Raw genomic sequence first — 21,967 nt, forward strand, 5'->3', positions numbered from 1 at the left:
GGTAGGCTGCCCTAAAATCCAAAGATTTTCAGGCAGCCAAGCATTATCCCAGATTATAATCTATTTAGCCAACAGGTCCTCAACCTTTTGACTAAAGACCGTTGAAAGTTCTTTAGCATATTCTTCAGAAAACCCTTCTGCGTACACTTTAAATACTGGTCTTTCGCTATCTGGTAGAATCAATGCCCACCCTTTCTCATTGTTTATTTTTATTCCTTCAAAGAGTTCTATATCTTTATTTTTGTGTTCTACTAATATTTCTTTTATGACTCTCCCTTTATCTTCCCAATCACATTTTATTTCCTTTTCAACAAAATAAAAGTCTGGAAGTTCATCAATGAGTTCTCCCATTGACACTGAGTTTTGCACTAGAAAATCAATTATTTTCCCAGATGCTAAAATCCCATCAAAATTGAGTATGTATTGTAAAAACATATCATTTTCATTATCTACACTGCTTAAAATCTCGTTCATGATATGCGCAGCCGATGTTTTACTACGCACTACATCAACCTTATATTCTTTAGCCATACTCTCTATTATCTTAGGTGAAGTATATGGAACACAAATCTTTTTACTCGTTCCTATCTTAAGTAGTATAAGAGCCGATAGAACCGTATACATTTCCTTATCTATTATTCTGCCCCTCTCATCTACTAAAATTAGATTTTCTCCATTTTGACTAAAAATTATTCCCATATCAGCTTTATTTTTTACAACTTGTTTTGATATATATTTCAAGTACTTATCAACGGAGCCATATTTATTTACTGAGTAATCACATTCTACCTGACAGCCTATGTTTTCAAGAAACTGAGTTGTAAGATCTAAAATATTTTTACAGCTTGAACTTATCAATAATTTAGGACTCTTTCTTTTAATAGCTGAAATGTCATCTAATCTCTTTGTTCCATTCTTTATATAAAATGAGAAAAAGTTATCTATATCCATAACGCTTTTCATCTTACTAGCATTACATCTTTCAAAGTCCTCTCTATTAAAAAGATTCTCTATCTTTCTTTCTGTATTTCTGTTTAAATTTGCTCCATTGGCATCTAATAATTCTATATGTATTCGATTTTCATTGTAGTGGTCATTTCTAACGTGTATTCCACCATCGGCCTCATAATGTCTTATTGCATACCTATTGAGTGGCATAGGTATATCCTTTAGATTTATTACTCCCTTACCAGTCGAAAGTATTCCCGTTATTAGTGAATTTCTGATTAGCCTTGAGCTATTCGAATGGTCTGAGCTAATAACTAAGGTAGCATCCTCCTTCAAATTAGAAGCAAATGCCGAGCCAAGCCGTGACGAAAATTCTGGTGTGATATCAATGTTTATATCTCCTGAAATATCTCTATTTCCAAAAATAGTTTTAGATGCCTTGGTCCCCCAAACTAAATTTTGATTTACAACGATATTTTCTCCGATTTTTTTGTCAGGCCATATCTTTATATTAGGTTTCACTACCGATTCATTTGATATCACTGTTCCTGCACCTATTGCTGATCCTTCTAGGGCATTTATCCTATCCTTTATTAGCACATTGTTGCATATTATTGTCCCTCTGCAATGGCTACTCCTACCTATGTTAGTACTTTTCCATATAACGCTTCTCTTAACCGTTGCTCCGGTAGCAATCTCACAGTTACTTCCAATAACCGCGTGGGGTCCTAGTTGTACACTGTCATTTATTATACAGTTTTTCCCTATATATACCGGTGGAGTTATGGTTATGTTTTCACCTAGTTTTGTTCCTTCCTCTATCCAAATCCCGGTATTAACTTCTTTATTGTCTATTTCTAAATCAATCTGACCATCGAGGAAATGAAACTGCGCATCTCTATAGGTGTTCAGATCGCCAATATCGTTCCAATAGTTCTTGGTAACATAACCATACATCGGTATATTGTCCCTTAATAACCTCGGGAATAGATCCTTACTAAAATCAAAATTTTCTCCTTTTTTAAAGTAATCTAATACTTCTGGCTCCAATATATAGATTCCAGTATTTACTGTGTCACTGAAAACCTCACCCCAGCTAGGCTTCTCCAAGAATCTTATTATTTTGCCTTCCTCATCGGTAATAATTACTCCATACTCTAATGGTATAGACTCCTTCTTTAAAACAAGAGTAGCCTTAGATTTTTTCTTTCTATGAAAATCAACAGCTTCCTTTATATCTATATCTGTTAAAGCATCTCCGCTTATCACAATGAAGGTTTCATCTAGGAAATCATCAGCATTTTTTACACTTCCACCTGTTCCTAGAGGTGTTTCCTCAATAAAGTATTTCAAATCAACTCCAAATTCACTTCCATCATCAAAGTAGTCAATTATAACTGAAGGCATATACGCCATTGTTACTGCTATATCCTTTATACCATATTTTTTTAATAGTTCTATAGAGTATTCTATGGTGGGTTTATTAAGAATTGGAACCATAGGTTTTGGTAAATCACATGTTAAAGGTCTAAGCCTTGATCCTTTTCCACCTGCCATAATTACTGCTTTAATGGTAATCACTCCTTTAATTCCGAAGATATTAAAATACAAAAAAAAAACCATAGTTGATGGTTTTTTAGTCAATGTATTAATCAGTATATGTATATTTGAAAAATTTATTCATCTGCTTAGAATATTTTTACAACCTAGAAACAAGCGGGTATAGTTTATATTGTTACTTACAAAGATGATCTAAAAAGCTGAATACCATTAAACTCTAAAATTAAACCCAGATTATTCATAGAAAATTAGAAAAGACATAGCATGGTTCTGAATTTTCTATGAATAATCTGGGTTAATATAGAATACAGCCTCGTTTTCTTTTACAGCGTCTTTTACAGAAGTTACTCTTGTCTATACAGATTACATTCTCTGAATCACATTTCGGACATTTGTGGGTTTCTTTTTCATAGGGTTCACTAAATACTTCTCCACAGTCACCACATTCATATTTACATATATTGAAGGTATAGTTTCCTCCTTCAATACTTATAGCCATTCCTTCAGTTAAAGCTTCAGCTACTTTTTTTCTAGCCTCATCTATTATCAGTTGAAAGGTCTGTCTTGAAACATTCATCTTCTCAGCACATTCTTCTTGATTGAGCTTTTCAATATCCTTCAGTCTCATTGCCTCAAGCTCTTCAAGTTTTAAATTCATAACCTTTAGTTCACATTTTGGTTTGTTTACTGGTATGAAGTGAGTGTTTTGTGGTACAAAAGCTATTTTCCTTGGTTTAACAGGCCTTGGCAAAGGGTCACCTCCTACATTCTTTGCAAACTCCATAAAAAATAGAGTAAATATCATCGATTACAATATCATGTAGCTGCTCTATCCTATTTCTTTCATCTAAAAGGTTCAGTATCGACTCAGTATTTAAATAATCAAATACCTTACCACACTTTATACATTTTAAATGCACATGTACAGACTTCTCGCTAAATATTCCCAGCTCATAATATTTAACCTTATCGATAATTGTTTCTTTTATTATACCATTGTTTTTGAAAATTTCTATAGTTCTATACACCGTTGGCAGACTAATATTTTTTTCTTTAATTAGATTGTACACTTCTTCAATCTTAAAGTGTTCATGTTTATTATTTACAAATAGTTTTATGATTTCTTTTCTAGGAGTTGTAATTCTGTAATTTTTTTCTTCTAATATCTTCTCTATTCTTTGAATTCTATAATCCAAATTAATCACCTCTTGGACAAATTCATCATTCTAAGACATCCCCGGGATTCATCCCTTATCCATTATATACAGCAAAGGCAGAATGTTTCCATTCTGCCTGAGGCCGTAACATACACCCAAATTCTACCTATCCGTTACAATGTCCTTCATGTTGATGTTCTGTGCAAATCGAGTTTGTTGACTTTAAACTACCATTTATATAGCTATTGATTACTTCATCTATTTTTCCTCTTGCACCTACTATCACTTCTATATTGTTTCTTCCAAAAAGCTCCTGTGCTGTAGCGCCCATTCCTCCTGAAATAATTACATTAATATTTTTCTCCGCAAGATATTTAGGCAGAAATCCTGGTCTATGTCCTGGATTAGCTAGGAACTCCCTTGAGGATATTTCCTTTCCATCCAATTCTACTACTTCAAAACCTTCACAATGACCAAAATGTCCAGATACAGAATACCCATCCCTTGATATAGCAATCTTTTTCATCAAACTACCTCCTAATATTTTTTTATTCTTGACCATATCTTCCTTATTTCATTAGCCGCAGGGCTATCATAAAATACAATTGGTTTCATATCGTTGATAGCTTTCTTTATAGTTTCATCAAAAGGTATTTTTCCTACTAATCCAATCTTTTCATCGTCACAAAAAGTTTCTATATCTTTAGTGATGCTCTCGTTTATATCAAATTTATTGATACATACTAATGGTGTTAATGCAAAATATCTACAGACAGATAAAATTCTTTTAAAATCTTCAAATCCCGATTGAGTAGGCTCCGTTACTATAAGAGCCATATCACATCCGGTTATGGATGCCATAACTGCACATCCAATCCCAGGTGATCCATCCAAAATCACTAGATCATCATCGTTTTTATATTTCGTAGCTTTTTCTCTTACCTCTGTTACAAGCCTTCCTGACCCCTCTGCTCCAATCTCCATCTCAGCCCTAGATAGAAACCCAATATCGTCTTTAGTAATTTTTGTTTTACCTGTTATTTCATCCTTCAAGCTGATTGCACCAAAGTTACATGCTATATAGCATGCTCCACAGCCTTCACATAACAATTCATCAATCTTGGATTTCCTTATCGCTCCAAATCTACATACCTCTTCACATTTAGAACACCTTACACAGATATCAGGATCAATCTTGGCCATCTTTGCGCCGCTAAAACTGCTTTCTTCGATATCTCTTCCATTTAAAATCAGGTGTAAATTCGATGCATCAACATCACAATCAATCTTAACTCTAGCCTTACTGAGATGGGCAAGGGAAGATGCTATAGTTGTTTTCCCAGTGCCTCCCTTACCACTTACTATTACTAGCTGCACAGAACCACCCCCTCTATGATCTGTGCTATTTCAGTGAAAACTCTCTTGTATCCTTCATCATCAACTAGTAATTTGCCTTCAGAATACAATTCTGCTATTCCCCTATCAAATGGAATATTGCCAATAAGTGATATGTTGTTCTCCTCACAATAGTCTTCTATTAGTCCGCAATATTCATCTCCTCTGTTAATAATAACGCCATAGGGAATTCCCATCTTTATAACAAGCTCTACTGCTATTTTTAAGTCATGCAGTCCAAATTTCGTAGGTTCAGTAACTAAAATAGCATAGTCCGTATCTTTTATTGCCTTCACAACATTACATGAGCTTCCTGGAGAACAATCTAATATAGCATTATCTTCACTTCCTATTTTCTTGACTCGACTTATTATCGGCCCTGACATAGGTTCTCCTACGTTGAGTACTCCCCTAATACATGGAATCTCATCATGCTTTCCTATATCTATTTTTCCTATGATCCTAGGAACTTCTTCCATGGCATCCTCTGGACATATTAGATTGCACGCTCCACAGCTATGGCAGAGCTTTTCAAATATCACTATTTCCTTTCCTGTATTAGCTAGAGCGTTAAATTGGCAAGCCCTTACACATTCCCCACATAGACTGCACCTGTCATAATTGACGGTAGGAACTAATACACTTACATCCCTTGAATCTAAAATTGTAGGCTTTAAGAAGATGAAGCCATTGGGTTCTTCCACATCACAGTCTATATATGTATACTCCAATGTCTTAGCAAGATTTGTTGCTACAGTGGTCTTCCCTGTTCCACCCTTTCCACTTAAAACTGCAATTCTCATAGATTATCTCCGCCCTCTTCCATGCATATGTTTATTCCCCATTCCAAAATGAGAAGGTACTGGAGTTGTTATTTCAGTCAAGTTTTTATCCATATATGCCTTCAATACTTCTTCAACAGTTCCCTCACCAAACCCATAAACCTTAATGTTTGATGCATTTAATAATCTCATGGCATTTGGTCCGATATTACCTGTAACAACTGCATTAAGTCCCATATCAATTACTCTTTGAGCTGAAGTAATTCCTGCCCCCTGTTGAGCTTCTACTCCAGGATTCAAAACAAACTCAATTTCTTTTTCTTTATCATCGTATATAGCAAAATACTTACATCTTCCAAATCTAAAATCTGCAGGTGATTTTTCATCGGCACCGGTACTTGTAATACATATTTTCATTATTTAATCCCTCCAATTGCTTCTATTACATTACTTGATAAGTCATCAATTAATGAAAAGTTGATTTTTCCATAAAGTTCTATTTTACCCTCGTCACACATTTCCACAAAGTTTGGGTCAATAGGAATGTTAGCTATGACATTAATATCCATTTCACTAGCTATTTCTTCTACTCTGCTCTTACCAAAGATATTTATCTTCTTTCCACATTCTTTACACTCATAGTAACTCATATTTTCTACTATTCCATAGATTGGTGCATTCATCATCTTAGCCATATTTACTGATTTCTTAACAATCAGTTTAACTAAATCCTGTGGAGATGAAACTACTATAATCCCATCTAATGGTAATGATTGCATTATAGTTAGAGATACATCACCTGTTCCTGGCGGAAGGTCAATAAGTAGATAATCTAAGTCTCCCCAGGTAACATCTGTAAAAAATTGTTTAACAGTATTTGAAATCAACGGACCCCTCCATAATACTGGAGAATCTTCCTTGTCAATCAGTAGATTTAATGACATTACCTTGATACCAGTATGACTATTCACAGGTGCTATTCCATCTTCGTTACTTACAGCTCTTTTGTTATTTATACCAAATATCTTAGGTATACTTGGTCCTGTTATGTCAGCATCTAATATACCAACCTTATTACCTTTTTCCATTAGGGCTGTTGCAACTAGAGATGTTACCGATGATTTTCCTACACCTCCCTTTCCACTCATTACTGCAACGATTTTTTTTATATTGCTCTTTTCATTTGCTTTTTCTTTTTCAATCATATATTTCATCCTCCTATTTGGCATATGCTAATTATATTATAACCAATTTTTAGTTATTGTCAAATGCCAATAACTACTTTTTTTATTTTTTTGTGAAAAAGGTACTTGCAGACACATACTCTATGTAGCAATAAATGTCATTTCAAGGGATTTAAACATAATTTCTGATGAATATTTAAGTGGAAATAGGTTTAAAATATCTATGAAATTGTAAAGGAGGTATTTGTTTGCGAGTAATAGGTGTTTTTGAAAGGGAAAATCAAATTGGTGGTCTAGTTGACAGCTTAAAAAATGATGGTATTAATAGAAAGAACATAGTTATATCAGATAAACCTAAAACGAATAATAGACATTCTGCACTTGATGAGGTTTATATAAAAAGCGAATCCGATAGTCTTAGAGGCATATCTACCTTAAGTGAGGAATTTCCAGAGGAATCTGAGAAAGGGATTTTAGTTGCTGTTGAAATACCTAAAAAGAATGTTCCTCATGTCAAAGAAGTCATGGAGCAGAGTGGAGCAACAAAGGTTCTCTTATATTAGGGCGTTTCAGAATGACGAATTTCTGCGTTATTTAAAATTCAGACGACTTGGCACGTACGTCAGTACTAGCCAAACCGCCTGAATTTTAAAACCTTAACCCTGGATTATTTATGGAAAGTTTAAAAGTGTGCAAGTAGTTTTGAATTCTAAGACTTTCATCAAGTTCGAAGGCATACCTATGTCGTACGTCGAGAATTTGATGGAGGTCTTAGAATCAAAAGGACGCAGCAGAGTTTAAACTTTCTATGAATAATTCGGGGTTAACTTCATTCATTCTGAAACACCCTAGGGCTGAACTCATAAGATACATTAACAAATTCCCCCTACACTTTAATTAGTATAGGGGGATTTATTATCCTTATTCAGTTACGCGAATTTAACGCTCACCTTTTCTTGCCACTTTCCTTTCATGTAAATAGTCAATCCAATACAGCATATTATAAAGTTACTAATAACCATTGCAAACCACACCGACTTGCTGCCTAGATTAGTAAATTCTCTAAATAAGAGTATCATTGGTATCCTTAGGCCCCATAACCTTCCGAGATTCATATACATTGTATAGATAGTATGTCCTGAACCTTGAAAGACACCCATCAGACAGCTAAATATACCCATGAGAGGCATTGAAGCTGCTATTAGTATCATATAATAAGTTCCTTGAGATACTACATCGGGATTATTAGCAAATATTCGTATTACGTTTTCTGCAAATGTTATCAAAATTATTGCTCCCATTCCCATGAAGGGCAGAACCATTAATAGACTTTTCTTGAATGCCTCACTAGCTCGTTTTGCATTGTCAGCTCCAAGATTTTGACCTATAATCGTAGCAAGGGCACTTCCCACACCCATGGCAGGCATAAGTATTAAAGAGACAATTCTATTTCCTATCCCAAAGGCTGCTAAGGTATATTCTCCAAAGGATACTACGAATCCATTTAAAACTATAAAGCCAAGTGCTGAACCAGCTTGTCCTAAGGAAGCCGGCAGTCCAATCTTTACAATCTTTGAAATTATTCTCTTTTTTAGTTTAAGATTTTCTTTAGTAATATGTATCCCATCTTTTTTCGAAAACAAGATATATAAGATATAAAATGTAAACACTGCCTTGGATAATATTGTAGCTATAGCTGCTCCTCTAATACCTAGATTTAATTTGAAGATAAAAATAGGATCAAGTATTATATTTAATATAACACTACCAACGTTTATAATCATAGGCGTTGTTGTATCCCCCTGGCCCTGTCTAATTGCACTAAAAACAAATACAATATAAAGAATTGGAATATCAAAAAACATGATGCTTAAATATTCGGTGCAATAGGTAAACAAATTTCCCTTAGCCCCCATAGCTTTTAAGATATATGGAGTAGATATAAAGCCTAGAATTGCAAAGACTAGAGATATTATTATGGAAAATGTAAATAATTGTCCTGCTATTTTATTTGCTTCCTTGCTCTCATTGGCTCCAATATGTTGAGAAGTCAATGCCGTACCCGCAATATTCATCCCCATTCCTAATGATATTATTAAAAATAATACAGGCCAAACAAAGGAAGTAGCTGCAAATTCAACTTCTCCAATTTTACTTACCCAAAATGCATCGGCTAAGTTATATAAGGTTTGTGATAGATTGTTAAACATTACAGGCAAAGCCAAAGTTATGATAACCTTAGGTATTTTACCTTCAAGAATGAATTCTCGTTTTTCTAAGTGTCCCATTTGGCCTCCATACTCCATTTTTTTCAATATATTATCCTTTTCATCCATAATATAACAAGTTATTTCTATTATATCATTTCTTTTATATATTTAATATTTTTTTTACGCTATTTAATTCATCTTATATTCTCCAGACTAGATTTCTCTTTTCCTTTCTATATTCACTTATAGCAATCACCCCATTTTTGTAAAAGCTATCCAAAACAAAGTGTCATGTCTGGCTCTTTGATGCAGTTTTTTATAGAATTTGCTCAAATCTAGGAGGATTTTTATTGAAAATGTCTAATTAAATTTAAGTAATCGTTTTTCGACAAATTTCATACACTTTTCTTATCTCACTTTTCTAGACGGGAGTTGAATGACATGACTGATAAATCAAAATATGATCTTTTTGCTTTGTCTAAAGAACTGGAAATAGACATGGAGGATATGGTAGAAATATTTAATGTATATTTTATTGAGGTCAATGAACTCATCTTAAATCTAAGATATTTGTATCAGAAAGAGGATTGGGTTAAGCTTAAAAAAGTAAATCATAATATAAGAGGTATATCTAGTAATCTAAGGGTTAACGATATTTATGAGATCGCTTTAAGATTAGACAATCTAGTTGAAGTTGGGTTGTATGATGATATAGACATAAGTATAACGGAACTCGAAGAGGTTTCTAAAGAATCTCAAATAGAAATAAATAAATTTTTTATACAGAATGGTTTGAAAGTTTAATTTTGCTTATGGGGTGTTAATTTATGCTTAAGGATAAAAAACTATTAATTGTTGAAGATTCTTCTTCCTTTCGACTACTTATTAAGGCAATGTTAAAGGATACTGGGGCAACTGTATTTGAAGCTGGAAGTCAATTCGGAATGTATCAGGCAATTGACCAATACGGAGAAGTTGTCGACCTTATTATTATGGATCTAACTCTCAAATTTGAAAATGGTTTAGATTTGATTAAAAATTTAAAGTCCCAACATAGATATAGAGATATACCTGTTATTATAGTAACTCAGGATATTTCGAAGGCTAACATAATAGAAGCAAAAAAATTAGGTGTAAAACATTACATAAAGAAACCATTTAATAAGTCTATCTTATTAGATAGAATCAAGGATATCTTTTCATAGTAGTAAAAGCTCAGGTGACGCTTGCTTTAAAGAATTAGTCTTAAAAGGAGTCTTTATATCAGCTAATGTTAACAGCTGAAACTATAAAGACTCCTCTTTACGTCTATACATACTTATCTATCATTTCCAAAAGTTTTCGACTCATTACTGGCTTCGACAGATAATCATTCATCCCACTATTCAAGCATTTTTCTCTATCACCCTCCATAGCATTAGCCGTTAAAGCAATGATCGGAATATCAATATTCCTTGCCCTTATTATTGAAGTGGTTTCATAACCATCTAAAATAGGCATCTGTACATCCATAAATATTATATCAAAAGCCTCATTTTCTAATTTTTCTAAAACAACCTTTCCATTCTGTGCGATTTCAACATTTAAACCATTTTTCTGCAACATCTTTTTCATAATCAATTGGTTGACCTGATTATCTTCAGCTAGTAAAATGGTAGTTTTTCTCCTATCTATTATGTTAGGTTCTAATGTTTCCTCTATTTCTTTAATCACTTCTGCTTTCTTTTGCACCTTAAAAGGTATCTCTACAGTAAATGTGCTTCCATTGTTTATGGCACTTTCAACTTCAATGCTACCTTTCATCAGTTCTACAAGTTTTTTAACTATAGCTAACCCTAAACCAGTTCCTCCATATTTCCTAGTTGTAGAACTGTCAACTTGTTCAAAACTATTAAAAAGTGTATCTCTCTTCTCGCTTGGTATTCCAATTCCACTATCCTCTACAATAAATCTTAGCAATACCTCATCATTAAAATATCTAACCGTTTTAATCTTAACTACTATAGTTCCTTTTAATGTAAATTTGATTGCATTACTAATAAGATTATTCATTATCTGTCTTATCCTTAAGGAGTCACCTATTAAAACCTCTGGGACTTCCTTTTCAATATCACAAACTAATTCAATTTTCTTTTCACTGGCCTTAGCGGTAAACATCTTTACAGAATGTTCTATTAACTTTTTCACATCAAACTCAATCTTTTCCAGATTCATCTTCCCAGATTCAATTTTTGAGTAATCCAAAATATCATTAATAATAAGTAATAAGGATTCAGCTGAATCTTTAATAATTCCAAGATTTTCTCTCTGTTCTTCTTCTAATTTTGATGATTCCATAATATCTATCATGCCCAATACGCCATTCATAGGGGTTCTTATTTCATGGCTCATATTTGCTAAAAAAATACTTTTCAATCTATTTGCTTCTTCAGCTTTTATACGTGAAGCTTCTATCTCAGACATAATTCGTTCAAGTTCAGTAATATCATGTAGTAGTATTAAATACCCTACCTTTCTGTTTTCTTGATCACAGACTATGGTATTCCTTACTTCAAAATGTCTTTCTTGCTGTGATCTAGTCAAAACTAACTTCTTATCATTACCGTTTATCTCTCCTTCACCGTTGCTTATATAAGACCACTCTGGTAGAATCTCATATATGAGTTTACCAATTATCTGATTATCCTCTTGCTCAAAGGTATTTCTAGCCGCTAGATTTATATCTACTACACGCATACGTGTATCCAGTACAATAGCAATATCTTCAATGCTTTCAAACACCAAATCTTTTGCAATTGGTGACAGATCTAACAGCTTATAGCGAAATACTCCCCAAAAAGCTATTATTCCTGTCAAAGAGAAGGACAATGGTGTAATATCTATAATGTTTTTCTCATTAAGAAAAACAAAGTAGATTATGTTATATATCCATGGTATTAAAGCACCAATTATAATGATTCTGGCTTGCCCTTTGTATGCTCTAGGTAAATATATATATTGTAGTATTAGAAATAGTAAGCTTTTAAAAAGTAAAATGTAGGAATATGCAGTATGAACCCAAAACCATACACCATACTCAGAAACAAGAATCTCTCTACCTCTAATATTGATAAACTCAATATTGTATCTAAAGAGACCATGATACTTATTTGTTAAGATCATTATTAGTGTGATTATTGGAATAATAAGTAGGAAAAGTATTATTTTCTTTTTTATTAGTTTTTTTCGATTGGTGTATTCTGCTACAAGGGCTAATAGAGTAACTGGTAGAGTAACAACTCCCAAAAACTTTAGTTCATTCCAAAATAACCTTATGCCATGATTTTTAGTTAACATATATAGCAATTGACAAATAATCCACTCTGAAATACATATCATTAGTATAGATATGGATACTGACCCAATAGCTGGTCTTTTTTTCCATGACATATATGCTGTGCCTAGTGAAGCCATTGCTGCTATTATTAATATAGATGAATATATATATAAATTCACGATTTCTCCTTCTTTCTTTTATATAGAGTTCCTAGAGAGGTTTAATTTATACATATCTATGCACTTAACATTCTTAAAGTCTTCGAATATGTACAATTAATACTTTTACAGGAATCTCTATCTTTCCTGGTACTATTCTATTCTTCATATTTCGTCAAAATCCTCTATTTAAACCTTTATCCATTTATTACTATGCTTATTCATACTATAACTGGTCATATTATTACTAACTAAACTTGTTCAAGGAGATGTCATAATGAAAAAAAATGTAGGAGATTTAGATTCTTTTTTAAGAATAGCAGCAGGTTTATCAATGCTTGGGATTGGAATAAGAAGGGACTGCAATATTATGATTGTTTTGGGATCAATGAAGGTAGCTGAAGGAATAACAAGGTATTGTCCTCTATTATCCCTTATGGGTACGTCAACAGAACGAAGAGTTATTTAGTTCCAAGATACAAGTTCCAGGTTGCAAGCTTTCAGGTCATTCCTTAAAAGCCAATTAGAAAAAACCTAAAATTTGCAACAAAAAAAGGCGTCTTTCAAACGCCTTTTTTCTACCTTTCTTCTCTAAAGTATGCATTTCCCAAGCCTTTAGGCGGCATATGCTCCTTACTCTTCTTAGTTGATACCATAATTAACACTAGTATAGTCACTATATATGGAAGCATATCAAATATATATTGTGATATCTTTATATCGTATTTTTGTAATCTAAATCCAATAATATCTAGTCCACCAAAGAAATATGAACCAATTAAAGCCTTGTATGGGCTCCATGTAGTGAAAATAACCAATGCAACAGCAATCCAGCCTCTACCCGCTGTTACATTTTCCTGCCAAGCAGGAACGTATACTAGCGACAGGTACGCACCTCCTAATCCACATAGCGCACCACCTATTAATATATGAACATATTTATACAAATCCACGTTGATACCACTTGCATCAGCAGCCGATGGATTTTCCCCTACCATTCTAAGATTTAATCCCTTTCTTGTATGGTATAGATAAATGCCTAATCCAAGAGATATTGCATATCCTAGATAAACAAATAGATTATGACTAAAAAACACTTCACCAATTACCGGAATTTTTCCTAATACAGGAATTACTAGTGGCTTAAAAAATTCTTTTATTTGATCAGGTACAATCTCTCCAACCAGTGCTTTTCCAGCAAACCCCGAGAAACCTGTTCCGAGTATCGTAAGGGATAATCCTGTAACTACTTGATTTGCCTTTAGTGTTACAGTTAAAAATGCAAAGATGAGTGCACTGACAGCACCTGCTACGCATGCTCCTAGTAAAGCTAAAAATGGATTTGAGGTTACAAGTCCTACTTGAAATCCTACTACGGCACCTACCAACATCATCCCTTCAACTCCAAGATTTAAGTTTCCAGATTTCTCAGTCATTATTTCACCTAGAGTTGCAAATAACAGGGGTGTACCTGACTGGACTGCGGCCTTAAGAAATGCTGTTATATCCACTTTTTTACACCCCTCTTCCTATCTCTTTTTTATATGTTGCCTTCTCAGTATCTAATACTACTTTATAATTAACAAAAAATTCACTACCTAAGACAAACATTAAAATCATTCCTTGAAGTATTTGGGCAGCCGACTGCGGTATTTCAAATGCTGTCTGTATATATGAACCACCCTGTACTAGAATCGCAAATAAGAATGATACTAGGGGGATGATTGGAGCACTAAGGCTAGAAAGCCACGTAACTATAATAGCCGTATATCCAATTCCTCCGGAAAGCTCTACTGATAAGGTGTTGTTTACTGCAGAAGCTTGTATCATTCCTGCAAGCCCACATAATCCACCACTTAATAGCATAGCAGTTATTATAACTTTCTTCACGTTCATACCAGCATATCGACCAGTATTTTCACTTTCTCCAATAACGGATATTTCATATCCCTTTTTCGTATGATGCATAAATACATAAGTAAGAATAACTAGTATTATTGCAATTAACCATCCAATGTGGATTCCAAAAAGCTTTGGAAGGGTGGCATTATCAGAGAAATTAGGTATTTTAGGAAACCCTAGTGCATTGGGGTCCTTCCAAGGTCCAAACTGTAGGTAGGTTATCCATTTAATAGCAATATAATTTAACATAAGTGTAAAAAGAGTCTCATTGGTTCCATACTTAGCCTTGAACATTGCAGGTATTAAGGCCCATAGTCCTCCGCCAACCATACCAGCCACAATCATAATAAGAAGTAGCGCTGGCTTTGCCATTTCCGGAAACTTGAGTGCAACAAAACTCGATAAAAAAGCTCCCATGCATATCTGTCCTTCTCCACCAATGTTCCAGAACTTCATTTTAAATGCTACTAAAATTCCTAGTGAAGTTATCACTAATGGGATAGTTTTTATTATAGTTTCTTTAAATCTATATACTGACCCAAATGAACCCTCAAGCATCGAAATATATACTTTAACAGGATTATGTCCTAAAAAAAGTATAAATAGTGTTGAAGTAAGCAATGCTAAACAGATTGCTGCAAATCTAATCGATACAACCTGAGTCTTAGTTATATTTGTTTTCTTTAGTACTCTAACCAAGCTTATCATTCCTTCTTATAAAGATTCTCCTGCCATCATAAATCCTAGTTCTTCCTTTGTAACCGTCTCTGCATCAACTATACCTGTTATTTTTCCTTCACATAGGACAAGGATTCTATCGCAAAGCTCCATGAGTACGTCAAGATCTTCTCCTATAAATAAAATCCCAACGCCCTTCCTTTTTTGCTCATTTAAAAGATCATAAACTGTATAGGCAGCACCTATGTCCAGACCTCTAGCTGGATAGGCTGTTATTATTAAATTGGGGTTAGTTTCTATCTCTCTTCCCAATAAAACCTTCTGAATATTACCCCCTGACAGTTTTCTAACAGGGTGATTTATATCTGGTGTGGCAATGCTTAACTTTTCAACAATTTTATTCGCCTTTTCCTTAGCAGATTTTCTACTTAATATAAGACCTTTTTGATTCTGATATTCCTTCAAAAGCACATTATCAACTATATCCATTGTAGCTATTAAGCCCATTCCCAATCTATCTTCAGGTATAAAGCTCATACTAATTCCCATCTTAATAATATCTCTCGGGTTCTTTCCCACAATACTTTGTCCTTTATAAATTATCTCTCCCTTTGAAACATCATAGAGACCTGCAATAGCTTCACAAAGCTCCTTTTGGCCACTTCCCGCTACCCCAGCAACACCTAGTATTTCACCAGACTTAACTTCAAATGTTATATTATCAAGGGCTATAGTATTGTCTAAGCTTAGAGCCGATAGTTCATTTATCTTCAATATAGCTTCTTTTTGCTCAGTTTTTACCCTATCAATTGATAGATCCACACTTCGCCCAACCATCATATCAGCTAATTCCTTTGGACTAACATCCTTTTTCTTTACTGTTCCGGCAACTTCGCCTTTCCTTAGCACAGTAATACAATCACTGATTTCCATAACCTCATTCAGCTTGTGGGTTATTATGATTACGGCGCATCCAGCATCCTTCATTTTCCTTATTATCTTAAAAAGTCCCTCGGTCTCTTGGGGTGTTAGAACTGCCGTTGGTTCATCAAGGATTAAGATATCTGCTCCTCTATACAAAACCTTTAGTATCTCCAATCTTTGCTTCTCAGCAACGGACATATTATACACCTTTTTGTCAGGAGAGATCTCAAGACCATACTTTTCTGAAATCTCCTTTATTTCCTTTGACAGATTCTTTCCTTTTATAAAGAACTTGCCCCTTTGGCCTGCTATAATATTCTCCTTAGCAGTTAAAACCTCCACCAATTTAAAGTGCTGATGGATCATTCCTATTCCCATTTCAATTGCATCCTTTGGCAAACTAAACTTAACCTTTTTATCCTTTACAAAAATAGAACCACTGTCAGGGGTATAAATCCCTGACAGCATATTCATTAAAGTACTTTTTCCAGCTCCATTTTCTCCAAGAATAGAGTGAATCTCTCCACTATTAAACTTTAAGCTTACGTCTTTATTTGCTACTACTTTGCCGAAGGTCTTCGTTATATTCTGTATGTCAATAAGCGTTCTTTTTTCCATCATATCACCTTATTTTTCTATTTTGCCTTCTACGCCTTCTACAAACCAATCAATTGATAGCATTTCTCCATCTGTAAGAGCCTTACCATCTTCAATAACTATAGTACCTTCTTGATTCTTTATTGGTCCAGCAAATATATTTAATTCTCCACTTAAAATCTTCTTCTTTGCTTCTTCTACCTTATCAGAGGCTCCTTCTGGAGCATTTTCAGATAACGGTCCAATTTCTACTATTTCATCCTTCATACCGCCCCAATAGCTATGGCTTTCCCAATTACCTTCTATAGCAGCTTTAACCTGCTCCACATAGTAAGGTCCCCAGTTCCACACCGGTGCAGTCATATACGCCTTTGGAGCCTTATCAAATGAGTCTGTGTTATAACCAATTGCAAATGCTCCAGCTTCTTCTGCAGCCTGCTGTGGTCCTGCAGTATCTTGATGTTGAGCTATAATATCTGCACCTTCATCCAATAGAGACTTAGCTGCTTCTTTTTCCTTAGCAGGATCATACCATGTGTGAGTCCATCTAACTACAACCTTAGCTTCAGGATTTACTGAACGTACTCCTAAAGTAAAAGCATTAATCCCTCTTATTACTTCTGGTATCTCAAAGGCAGCTACATATCCAATTTTGTTAGACTCTGTTTTCATACCTGCAACAATACCCGATAAATATCTTGGCTCATACATTCTTCCGAAGTAGTTAGCCATATTCTCTGTTGTCTTATATCCTGAACAGTGTAGGAACTTTACATCTGGATATTCCTTTGATACCTTTTCCATGTAGTCCATATAACCAAAGCTTGTAGCAAAAATAACCTTAGCACCTTGGTCAATCATATCTCTCATAACCTTCTCTACCTCTGGTCCTTCTGGTACTGCTTCTTTATAAATTGTATCTACACCCAGCTTTTCCTCTAAGTACAATCTTCCTTCGTTATGGGCAAATGTCCAACCACCGTCACCGATTGGTCCAACATAGATAAATCCTACCTTAAGCTTATCACTAGATTCATTGTTAGCTTCTGTACTTTCTCCCTTAGTTTCCTCAGCTTTGTTAGCACATCCTGTAAAAGCTGAAATTGCTAAAGCTAGTATCATTACAAATGCAAGTATTCTTTTAAACATTTTTTGTCCTCCCCTTTTCTCTAAATTTAACTCTTCCCTCTTCCATTGATTCAATAACTGCTAAGGATTCTAGATTTATACCCATGCTGCGTAAAATCTCTCCTCCCTCTTGAAACCCTTTTTCAATGACAATTCCAACCCCTACAAGGTTTGCCTCAGCTTGTTCAATTATATCCTTAAGACCCAGTGCAGCCCTTCCATTTGCTAGAAAATCGTCAAGTACCAGTATATTCTCTCCACCATCTATGTATCTTTTTGAAACCCTAATTTTATAGGTCTTTCCCTTTGTGAAGGAGTATACATCACTTTCATAGACATCCTTATCTAAATTTTTGGACTCTACCTTCTTTGCAAAAACTACAGGCACATTAAAGTACTGGGCAGCAATACAAGCAATGGCTATTCCTGATGCTTCAATGGTTAGTATCTTGTCAACTTTTTTATCTTTAAAAATCTCCTTAAATTCCTTGCCAAGTTCATTAAGGAAATTAATATCTAACCTATGATTTAAAAAATTATCAACCTTCAATATGTCATCACCAACGACATATCCTTCTTCTATTATCTTCTTCTCTAAAAGCTCCATCTAATACCCCCTTCCCCTGGTTTTTTAACAAAAAATAGAACTCCCATTCAAAAAAATGGGAGTTCAATAATCTATCTTACAATACAATAGATCTCCATCAAGGTAAATAAATGTTTGAGGGCTCTAGTTCCTCAATTCAAATTCGGGTCGGATTTTTTCCAAAAACACCCTATATTAAAACAGATGGCTTCATCCTTAGTAAAATAGTCTACTAAACACCCATAGTCAAGCCATTTACGGTGGCTCGGTAGAAACTGTTGGTCCCTATCACCAAAATTATATGGGCGAACTTTTATTCAGTTTTCAATATCGATTGTTCGATAATTCCTTGAGCTATTGTTAATTTTATATTAAAACTAATAAAAAATCAATATTTATGTCGAAATTTTTAAATATACTTTTATTTTTTAATCCTCTATATAGGAAGTTATCCTATCCATTAGTGCTGCCATCTGAGCTCTTGTAATGTTTTTCGTTGGTCTGAAACTATTATCTTCATATCCTTTAAAAATATCATAGTATGTCATTTTAGATATAGAATCATAGGACCATCTATCGTCATCAACATCATTATACTTCAGATTCTTCTCTTTCTTCTTCAGCTCATCTGATAGTACCCTATCAAGCATGACCGCCATTTGCTCTCTAGTTATTGGTTTTTCAGGTCTGAAGCTTCCATCTTCGTATCCTTTTATAATTCCATGCTCCGCTGCAATACTTATTTCTTCTCTAGCCCAATGATCTTTATCTATATCATTGAAGCTATTAACACTCTCATTTTTTTCTTCTAAACCTAGAGCTCTTACTAATATTGTAGCACCCTGGGCTCTTGTTAATGGTTTGTCAGGCGAGAAGGTTACGTCACTAGTCCCTTTCATCCAACCTTTGCTCTCCATATTCAAAATAGAATCAACAGCCCAATGGTTCTGAGTATCTTCAAAATATTGACCATTTAGCCATAGATCATAATAGTTCCATACACTATCATGTTCTTGCCCTAAACTCCAAGTAGCAGAGCCTCTAAGATCATATTTTTGAACTAACCTTAATTTACTTTTAATCGATTCATCATTTTCATGCCATATTGTGTATGTTCCAGCCTCAAGCTTTTTACCAAATAGGTATGGTTTTTCATCATTATTTTTTATTTCAATTGTAGCCTTTGCTGATTGTTTATCAGCATCATAAACTACTTCACCATCATATTTCTCTACAAGCTCATTCACTTTTTTAATACTTAGTCCATACCCTTCTAATTCACCTTCATCATCCCAAACACGGCCATAAAATGGTATTCCTAACACGATTTTTTCCTTTGGAACTTCCTCCAAAGCATACTTGATTGATTCCTCTACAAATCCTTCACTAGCCACAGGTCCTACTGGTCCCCCTTGATAGCTTTCATCATAGGCCATTATAACCAAATAGTCACTATATCTAGCTAAATCTTCGTAATCATATGACCCTTGCCAACCTTTTTCAAGTTCAAATGGATTTGGAGCTACGCAAACGGAAACCACCTTATCTGAAGGTACTTCTTTCCTCATTAACTTCACAAAATCCACAAACTCATCACGATCCTGCTCAGTTAGATTCTCTAGGTCTATATTTATCCCATCAAGATCATATTCTTCAATTACTTCACGGATTTCTTCAACCAACTCTTCTTTATTTTCAAGGGCTAGCCTACCAAGGTCTCTATCCCAGTGATTACTTAAGAATGGTATAACCTCAACATCTTTTCTATGCATTTCCTTGACAAAGTCCCTATCAATCGCATTGGTTATTTCTAAGCCACCATCTTTATCAACATTGAAATAGTTTGGTGAAATTATTCCAAGAGCATCTTGTGTTCTTTCAACATGATAACTGTAAAGACTTGAATCTCCAAAGTATATATATGACATATTGACTTTATTTGCCTGGGCATGAGCCACATCAGTAACAAATACAGATGTGGACGTAATAATTAGTGCTCCGGTCACAGCTATGACCTTCTTGAGCATATCTTTTTTTAACATCTTTTTAAACCTCCCTACCTATAACATTAAGTAATTACGGAGGGAAAATCAATGAACAATATTTAGTAATTATGTAAACCAAGAACAGTAAAATTAGAGTTGACTTATAAGAATAGATTTTTCATTAGGATTTAAATTCTTAGATACAAGTTTCCACAGTATTTTCAGGTTTTTCTATCATTCTCTTCAAAATTTATTTATTAATTCTTTTGTTATCTCAAATCCAAACTTGTTTACATAATCTTAAAATTACTATTAAAGATTTTCTGACTTCCGGAATTTCATATTTATTTAAACCTAGATTAAAATCTATATTTTTTTACTATATGTAAATGCTAATAATATTGAATTCAGGTTGAAGAAAAATATAATTACTCTTATGAATAGTCAAGGTAGGTGAAAATAATGAATTCATTTGAAAAAACCTATGGAAGTATACTTCAGTACACATTTACTTTTCTTAATCCTTTTAAAAAGACAATTATTAAGACCCACTGCAACGTACATAAATTTATAAATATTCAAGGTCTAAGGATTTTAAAAAATGATAATTGCTTAAGTGCCTACGAATTTTTTACTTTACACATTCACCAAATTAACGAGGGTGCCTATTGGGCTGATCAAGACTTTAAGAGCAGCAGCCATTTATATAATCCATATACTAAAAGAGGACTGTTTGGCCGTAAAAATGCTATGGACCTTGCCATTGAATACTATAATAAGGCCGAAGAGCTTTTTTTAGCCGATAATGAAAATAAGGCAATGTTTTACCTCGGTGCAGCTTTACACATTATCCAAGATTTAACTATTCCTCAGCATGCCAATGTTAGGTTACTTGATAATCATAGACAATATGAAACCTTTGTGAAAAGAACTTATCAATATATCAATAGCTTTAAAGCTACGGATAAGGCATATATTTTAGATACAACCCAAGAGTATGTGCGATTCAATGCAAGAGTAGCACTGAAGATTTATAGAAAATTCAAAGATATTAAGGAAAAGGAAGCAAGGTATTATAAAATTGCAAGCTGTACCCTTCCCTTAGCTCAAAGAACTACGGCAGGATGTATGTTGACATTTTATGAGAATGTTATTAAGAAAAAATTAGCATAAAAATGGGGCTGTCTCATAAAGATTTCTTATGAGTACAGCCCCGGGGTGTTTCAGAATGAGTGAAGTTAAACCCGGATTACCCATAGAAAATTTAAAACTCTGCTGCGCATTTTTGATTCTAAGACCTCCATCAAGTTCTCGACGTACGGCATAGGTATGCCTTCAAACTCGATGAAAGTCTTAGAATTCAAAACTACTTGCACCCTTTCAAATTTTCTATGAATAATCCGGGTTTTAGGTTTTGAAATTCAGGCGGTTTGGCTAGTACTAACGTACGTGCCAAG

At 34.1% G+C, this 21,967-nt stretch carries 21 protein-coding genes and 1 riboswitch; of the genes, 5 read left to right on the forward strand and 16 right to left on the reverse strand.

Features of this window, described 5'->3' with window-relative positions; all coding sequences use genetic code 11:
- Positions 1-60: 60 nt before the first annotated feature.
- The 8 genes from R9X47_RS04310 to R9X47_RS04345 form a co-directional block, all read right to left on the reverse strand.
- Positions 61-2,529, reverse strand: a complete 2,469-nt coding sequence (locus R9X47_RS04310; protein WP_432665487.1) for a sugar phosphate nucleotidyltransferase — start codon at positions 2,527-2,529, stop codon at positions 61-63.
- 274 nt (positions 2,530-2,803) lie between these two features.
- Positions 2,804-3,259, reverse strand: a complete 456-nt coding sequence (locus tag R9X47_RS04315; RefSeq protein WP_432665488.1) for a DUF134 domain-containing protein — start codon at positions 3,257-3,259, stop codon at positions 2,804-2,806.
- A gap of 4 nt (positions 3,260-3,263) precedes the next feature.
- The gene (locus tag R9X47_RS04320) at positions 3,264-3,704 is read right to left on the reverse strand and encodes a Fur family transcriptional regulator (RefSeq protein WP_432665489.1); all 441 of its coding nucleotides are present in this window, start codon (positions 3,702-3,704) and stop codon (positions 3,264-3,266) included.
- A gap of 127 nt (positions 3,705-3,831) precedes the next feature.
- Positions 3,832-4,191, reverse strand: a complete 360-nt coding sequence (locus R9X47_RS04325; RefSeq protein ID WP_432665490.1) for a NifB/NifX family molybdenum-iron cluster-binding protein — start codon at positions 4,189-4,191, stop codon at positions 3,832-3,834.
- 11 nt (positions 4,192-4,202) lie between these two features.
- Positions 4,203-5,042 carry an ATP-binding protein gene (locus tag R9X47_RS04330; RefSeq protein ID WP_432665491.1) on the reverse strand — a complete coding sequence of 280 codons (840 nt, stop codon included), beginning with the start codon at positions 5,040-5,042 and terminating at the stop codon, positions 4,203-4,205.
- Positions 5,033-5,863 (reverse strand): ATP-binding protein, encoded by an 831-nt coding sequence (locus R9X47_RS04335; RefSeq protein WP_432665492.1) that lies wholly within the window; start codon positions 5,861-5,863, stop codon positions 5,033-5,035. Before R9X47_RS04335 ends, R9X47_RS04330 begins: the two co-directional genes overlap by 10 nt.
- A gap of 3 nt (positions 5,864-5,866) precedes the next feature.
- The gene (locus tag R9X47_RS04340) at positions 5,867-6,259 is read right to left on the reverse strand and encodes a NifB/NifX family molybdenum-iron cluster-binding protein (RefSeq protein ID WP_432665493.1); all 393 of its coding nucleotides are present in this window, start codon (positions 6,257-6,259) and stop codon (positions 5,867-5,869) included.
- Positions 6,259-7,047 carry an Mrp/NBP35 family ATP-binding protein gene (locus R9X47_RS04345; protein ID WP_432665494.1) on the reverse strand — a complete coding sequence of 263 codons (789 nt, stop codon included), beginning with the start codon at positions 7,045-7,047 and terminating at the stop codon, positions 6,259-6,261. Before R9X47_RS04345 ends, R9X47_RS04340 begins: the two co-directional genes overlap by 1 nt.
- A gap of 227 nt (positions 7,048-7,274) precedes the next feature.
- Here R9X47_RS04345 and R9X47_RS04350 point away from each other — a divergent pair, with 227 nt between their 5' ends.
- Positions 7,275-7,589 carry a hypothetical protein gene (locus R9X47_RS04350; protein WP_432665495.1) on the forward strand — a complete coding sequence of 105 codons (315 nt, stop codon included), beginning with the start codon at positions 7,275-7,277 and terminating at the stop codon, positions 7,587-7,589.
- A 366-nt stretch (positions 7,590-7,955) separates the two neighbouring features.
- Here R9X47_RS04350 and R9X47_RS04355 read toward each other — a convergent pair whose 3' ends face one another.
- Positions 7,956-9,314, reverse strand: coding sequence for an MATE family efflux transporter (locus tag R9X47_RS04355; protein ID WP_432665497.1), 1,359 nt, complete (start codon positions 9,312-9,314; stop codon positions 7,956-7,958).
- A 363-nt stretch (positions 9,315-9,677) separates the two neighbouring features.
- Between R9X47_RS04355 and R9X47_RS04360 the strand changes: the two genes are divergently transcribed.
- Both R9X47_RS04360 and R9X47_RS04365 read left to right on the forward strand, forming a co-directional pair.
- A complete protein-coding gene (locus tag R9X47_RS04360) occupies positions 9,678-10,040 on the forward strand; it encodes a hypothetical protein (RefSeq protein WP_432665498.1) in 363 nt (120 codons plus the stop codon).
- A 23-nt stretch (positions 10,041-10,063) separates the two neighbouring features.
- Positions 10,064-10,441, forward strand: coding sequence for a response regulator (locus R9X47_RS04365; RefSeq protein ID WP_432665499.1), 378 nt, complete (start codon positions 10,064-10,066; stop codon positions 10,439-10,441).
- A 103-nt stretch (positions 10,442-10,544) separates the two neighbouring features.
- On the opposite strand, the gene R9X47_RS04370 is transcribed toward R9X47_RS04365, so the two are convergent.
- Complete coding sequence (locus tag R9X47_RS04370; RefSeq protein WP_432665501.1) at positions 10,545-12,731, reverse strand: histidine kinase N-terminal 7TM domain-containing protein; 2,187 nt, start codon at positions 12,729-12,731, stop codon at positions 10,545-10,547.
- Positions 12,732-12,987: 256 nt separating this feature from the next.
- On the opposite strand from R9X47_RS04370, the gene R9X47_RS04375 reads away from it, so the two are divergent.
- Complete coding sequence (locus R9X47_RS04375; protein ID WP_432665502.1) at positions 12,988-13,179, forward strand: YgaP family membrane protein; 192 nt, start codon at positions 12,988-12,990, stop codon at positions 13,177-13,179.
- 109 nt (positions 13,180-13,288) lie between these two features.
- Here the strand turns inward: R9X47_RS04375 and R9X47_RS04380 are convergent, their stop codons facing one another.
- From R9X47_RS04380 to R9X47_RS04405, 6 genes are all read right to left on the reverse strand, one after another.
- Positions 13,289-14,221 (reverse strand): ABC transporter permease, encoded by a 933-nt coding sequence (locus R9X47_RS04380; protein WP_432665504.1) that lies wholly within the window; start codon positions 14,219-14,221, stop codon positions 13,289-13,291.
- A gap of 4 nt (positions 14,222-14,225) precedes the next feature.
- Complete coding sequence (locus R9X47_RS04385) at positions 14,226-15,311, reverse strand: ABC transporter permease (protein WP_432665505.1); 1,086 nt, start codon at positions 15,309-15,311, stop codon at positions 14,226-14,228.
- 15 nt (positions 15,312-15,326) lie between these two features.
- The gene (locus R9X47_RS04390; protein ID WP_432667582.1) at positions 15,327-16,832 is read right to left on the reverse strand and encodes an ABC transporter ATP-binding protein; all 1,506 of its coding nucleotides are present in this window, start codon (positions 16,830-16,832) and stop codon (positions 15,327-15,329) included.
- Positions 16,833-16,841: 9 nt separating this feature from the next.
- A complete protein-coding gene (locus tag R9X47_RS04395; protein ID WP_432665506.1) occupies positions 16,842-17,960 on the reverse strand; it encodes a BMP family ABC transporter substrate-binding protein in 1,119 nt (372 codons plus the stop codon).
- Complete coding sequence (locus R9X47_RS04400) at positions 17,953-18,546, reverse strand: xanthine phosphoribosyltransferase (RefSeq protein WP_432665507.1); 594 nt, start codon at positions 18,544-18,546, stop codon at positions 17,953-17,955. The genes R9X47_RS04395 and R9X47_RS04400 overlap by 8 nt, the downstream gene beginning before the upstream one ends.
- Before the next feature lie 202 nt (positions 18,547-18,748).
- Positions 18,749-18,850, reverse strand: a riboswitch (purine riboswitch).
- A 103-nt stretch (positions 18,851-18,953) separates the two neighbouring features.
- Complete coding sequence (locus R9X47_RS04405) at positions 18,954-20,567, reverse strand: S-layer homology domain-containing protein (protein ID WP_432665508.1); 1,614 nt, start codon at positions 20,565-20,567, stop codon at positions 18,954-18,956.
- Between the two features lie 405 nt (positions 20,568-20,972).
- Between R9X47_RS04405 and R9X47_RS04410 the strand changes: the two genes are divergently transcribed.
- Positions 20,973-21,683 carry a zinc dependent phospholipase C family protein gene (locus R9X47_RS04410; RefSeq protein WP_432665509.1) on the forward strand — a complete coding sequence of 237 codons (711 nt, stop codon included), beginning with the start codon at positions 20,973-20,975 and terminating at the stop codon, positions 21,681-21,683.
- The last annotated feature ends 284 nt before the right edge of the window (positions 21,684-21,967 follow it).

The sequence above is a fragment of the Wukongibacter baidiensis genome, from assembly GCF_050888315.1.
Taxonomy (GTDB): domain Bacteria; phylum Bacillota; class Clostridia; order Peptostreptococcales; family Caminicellaceae; genus Wukongibacter; species Wukongibacter baidiensis.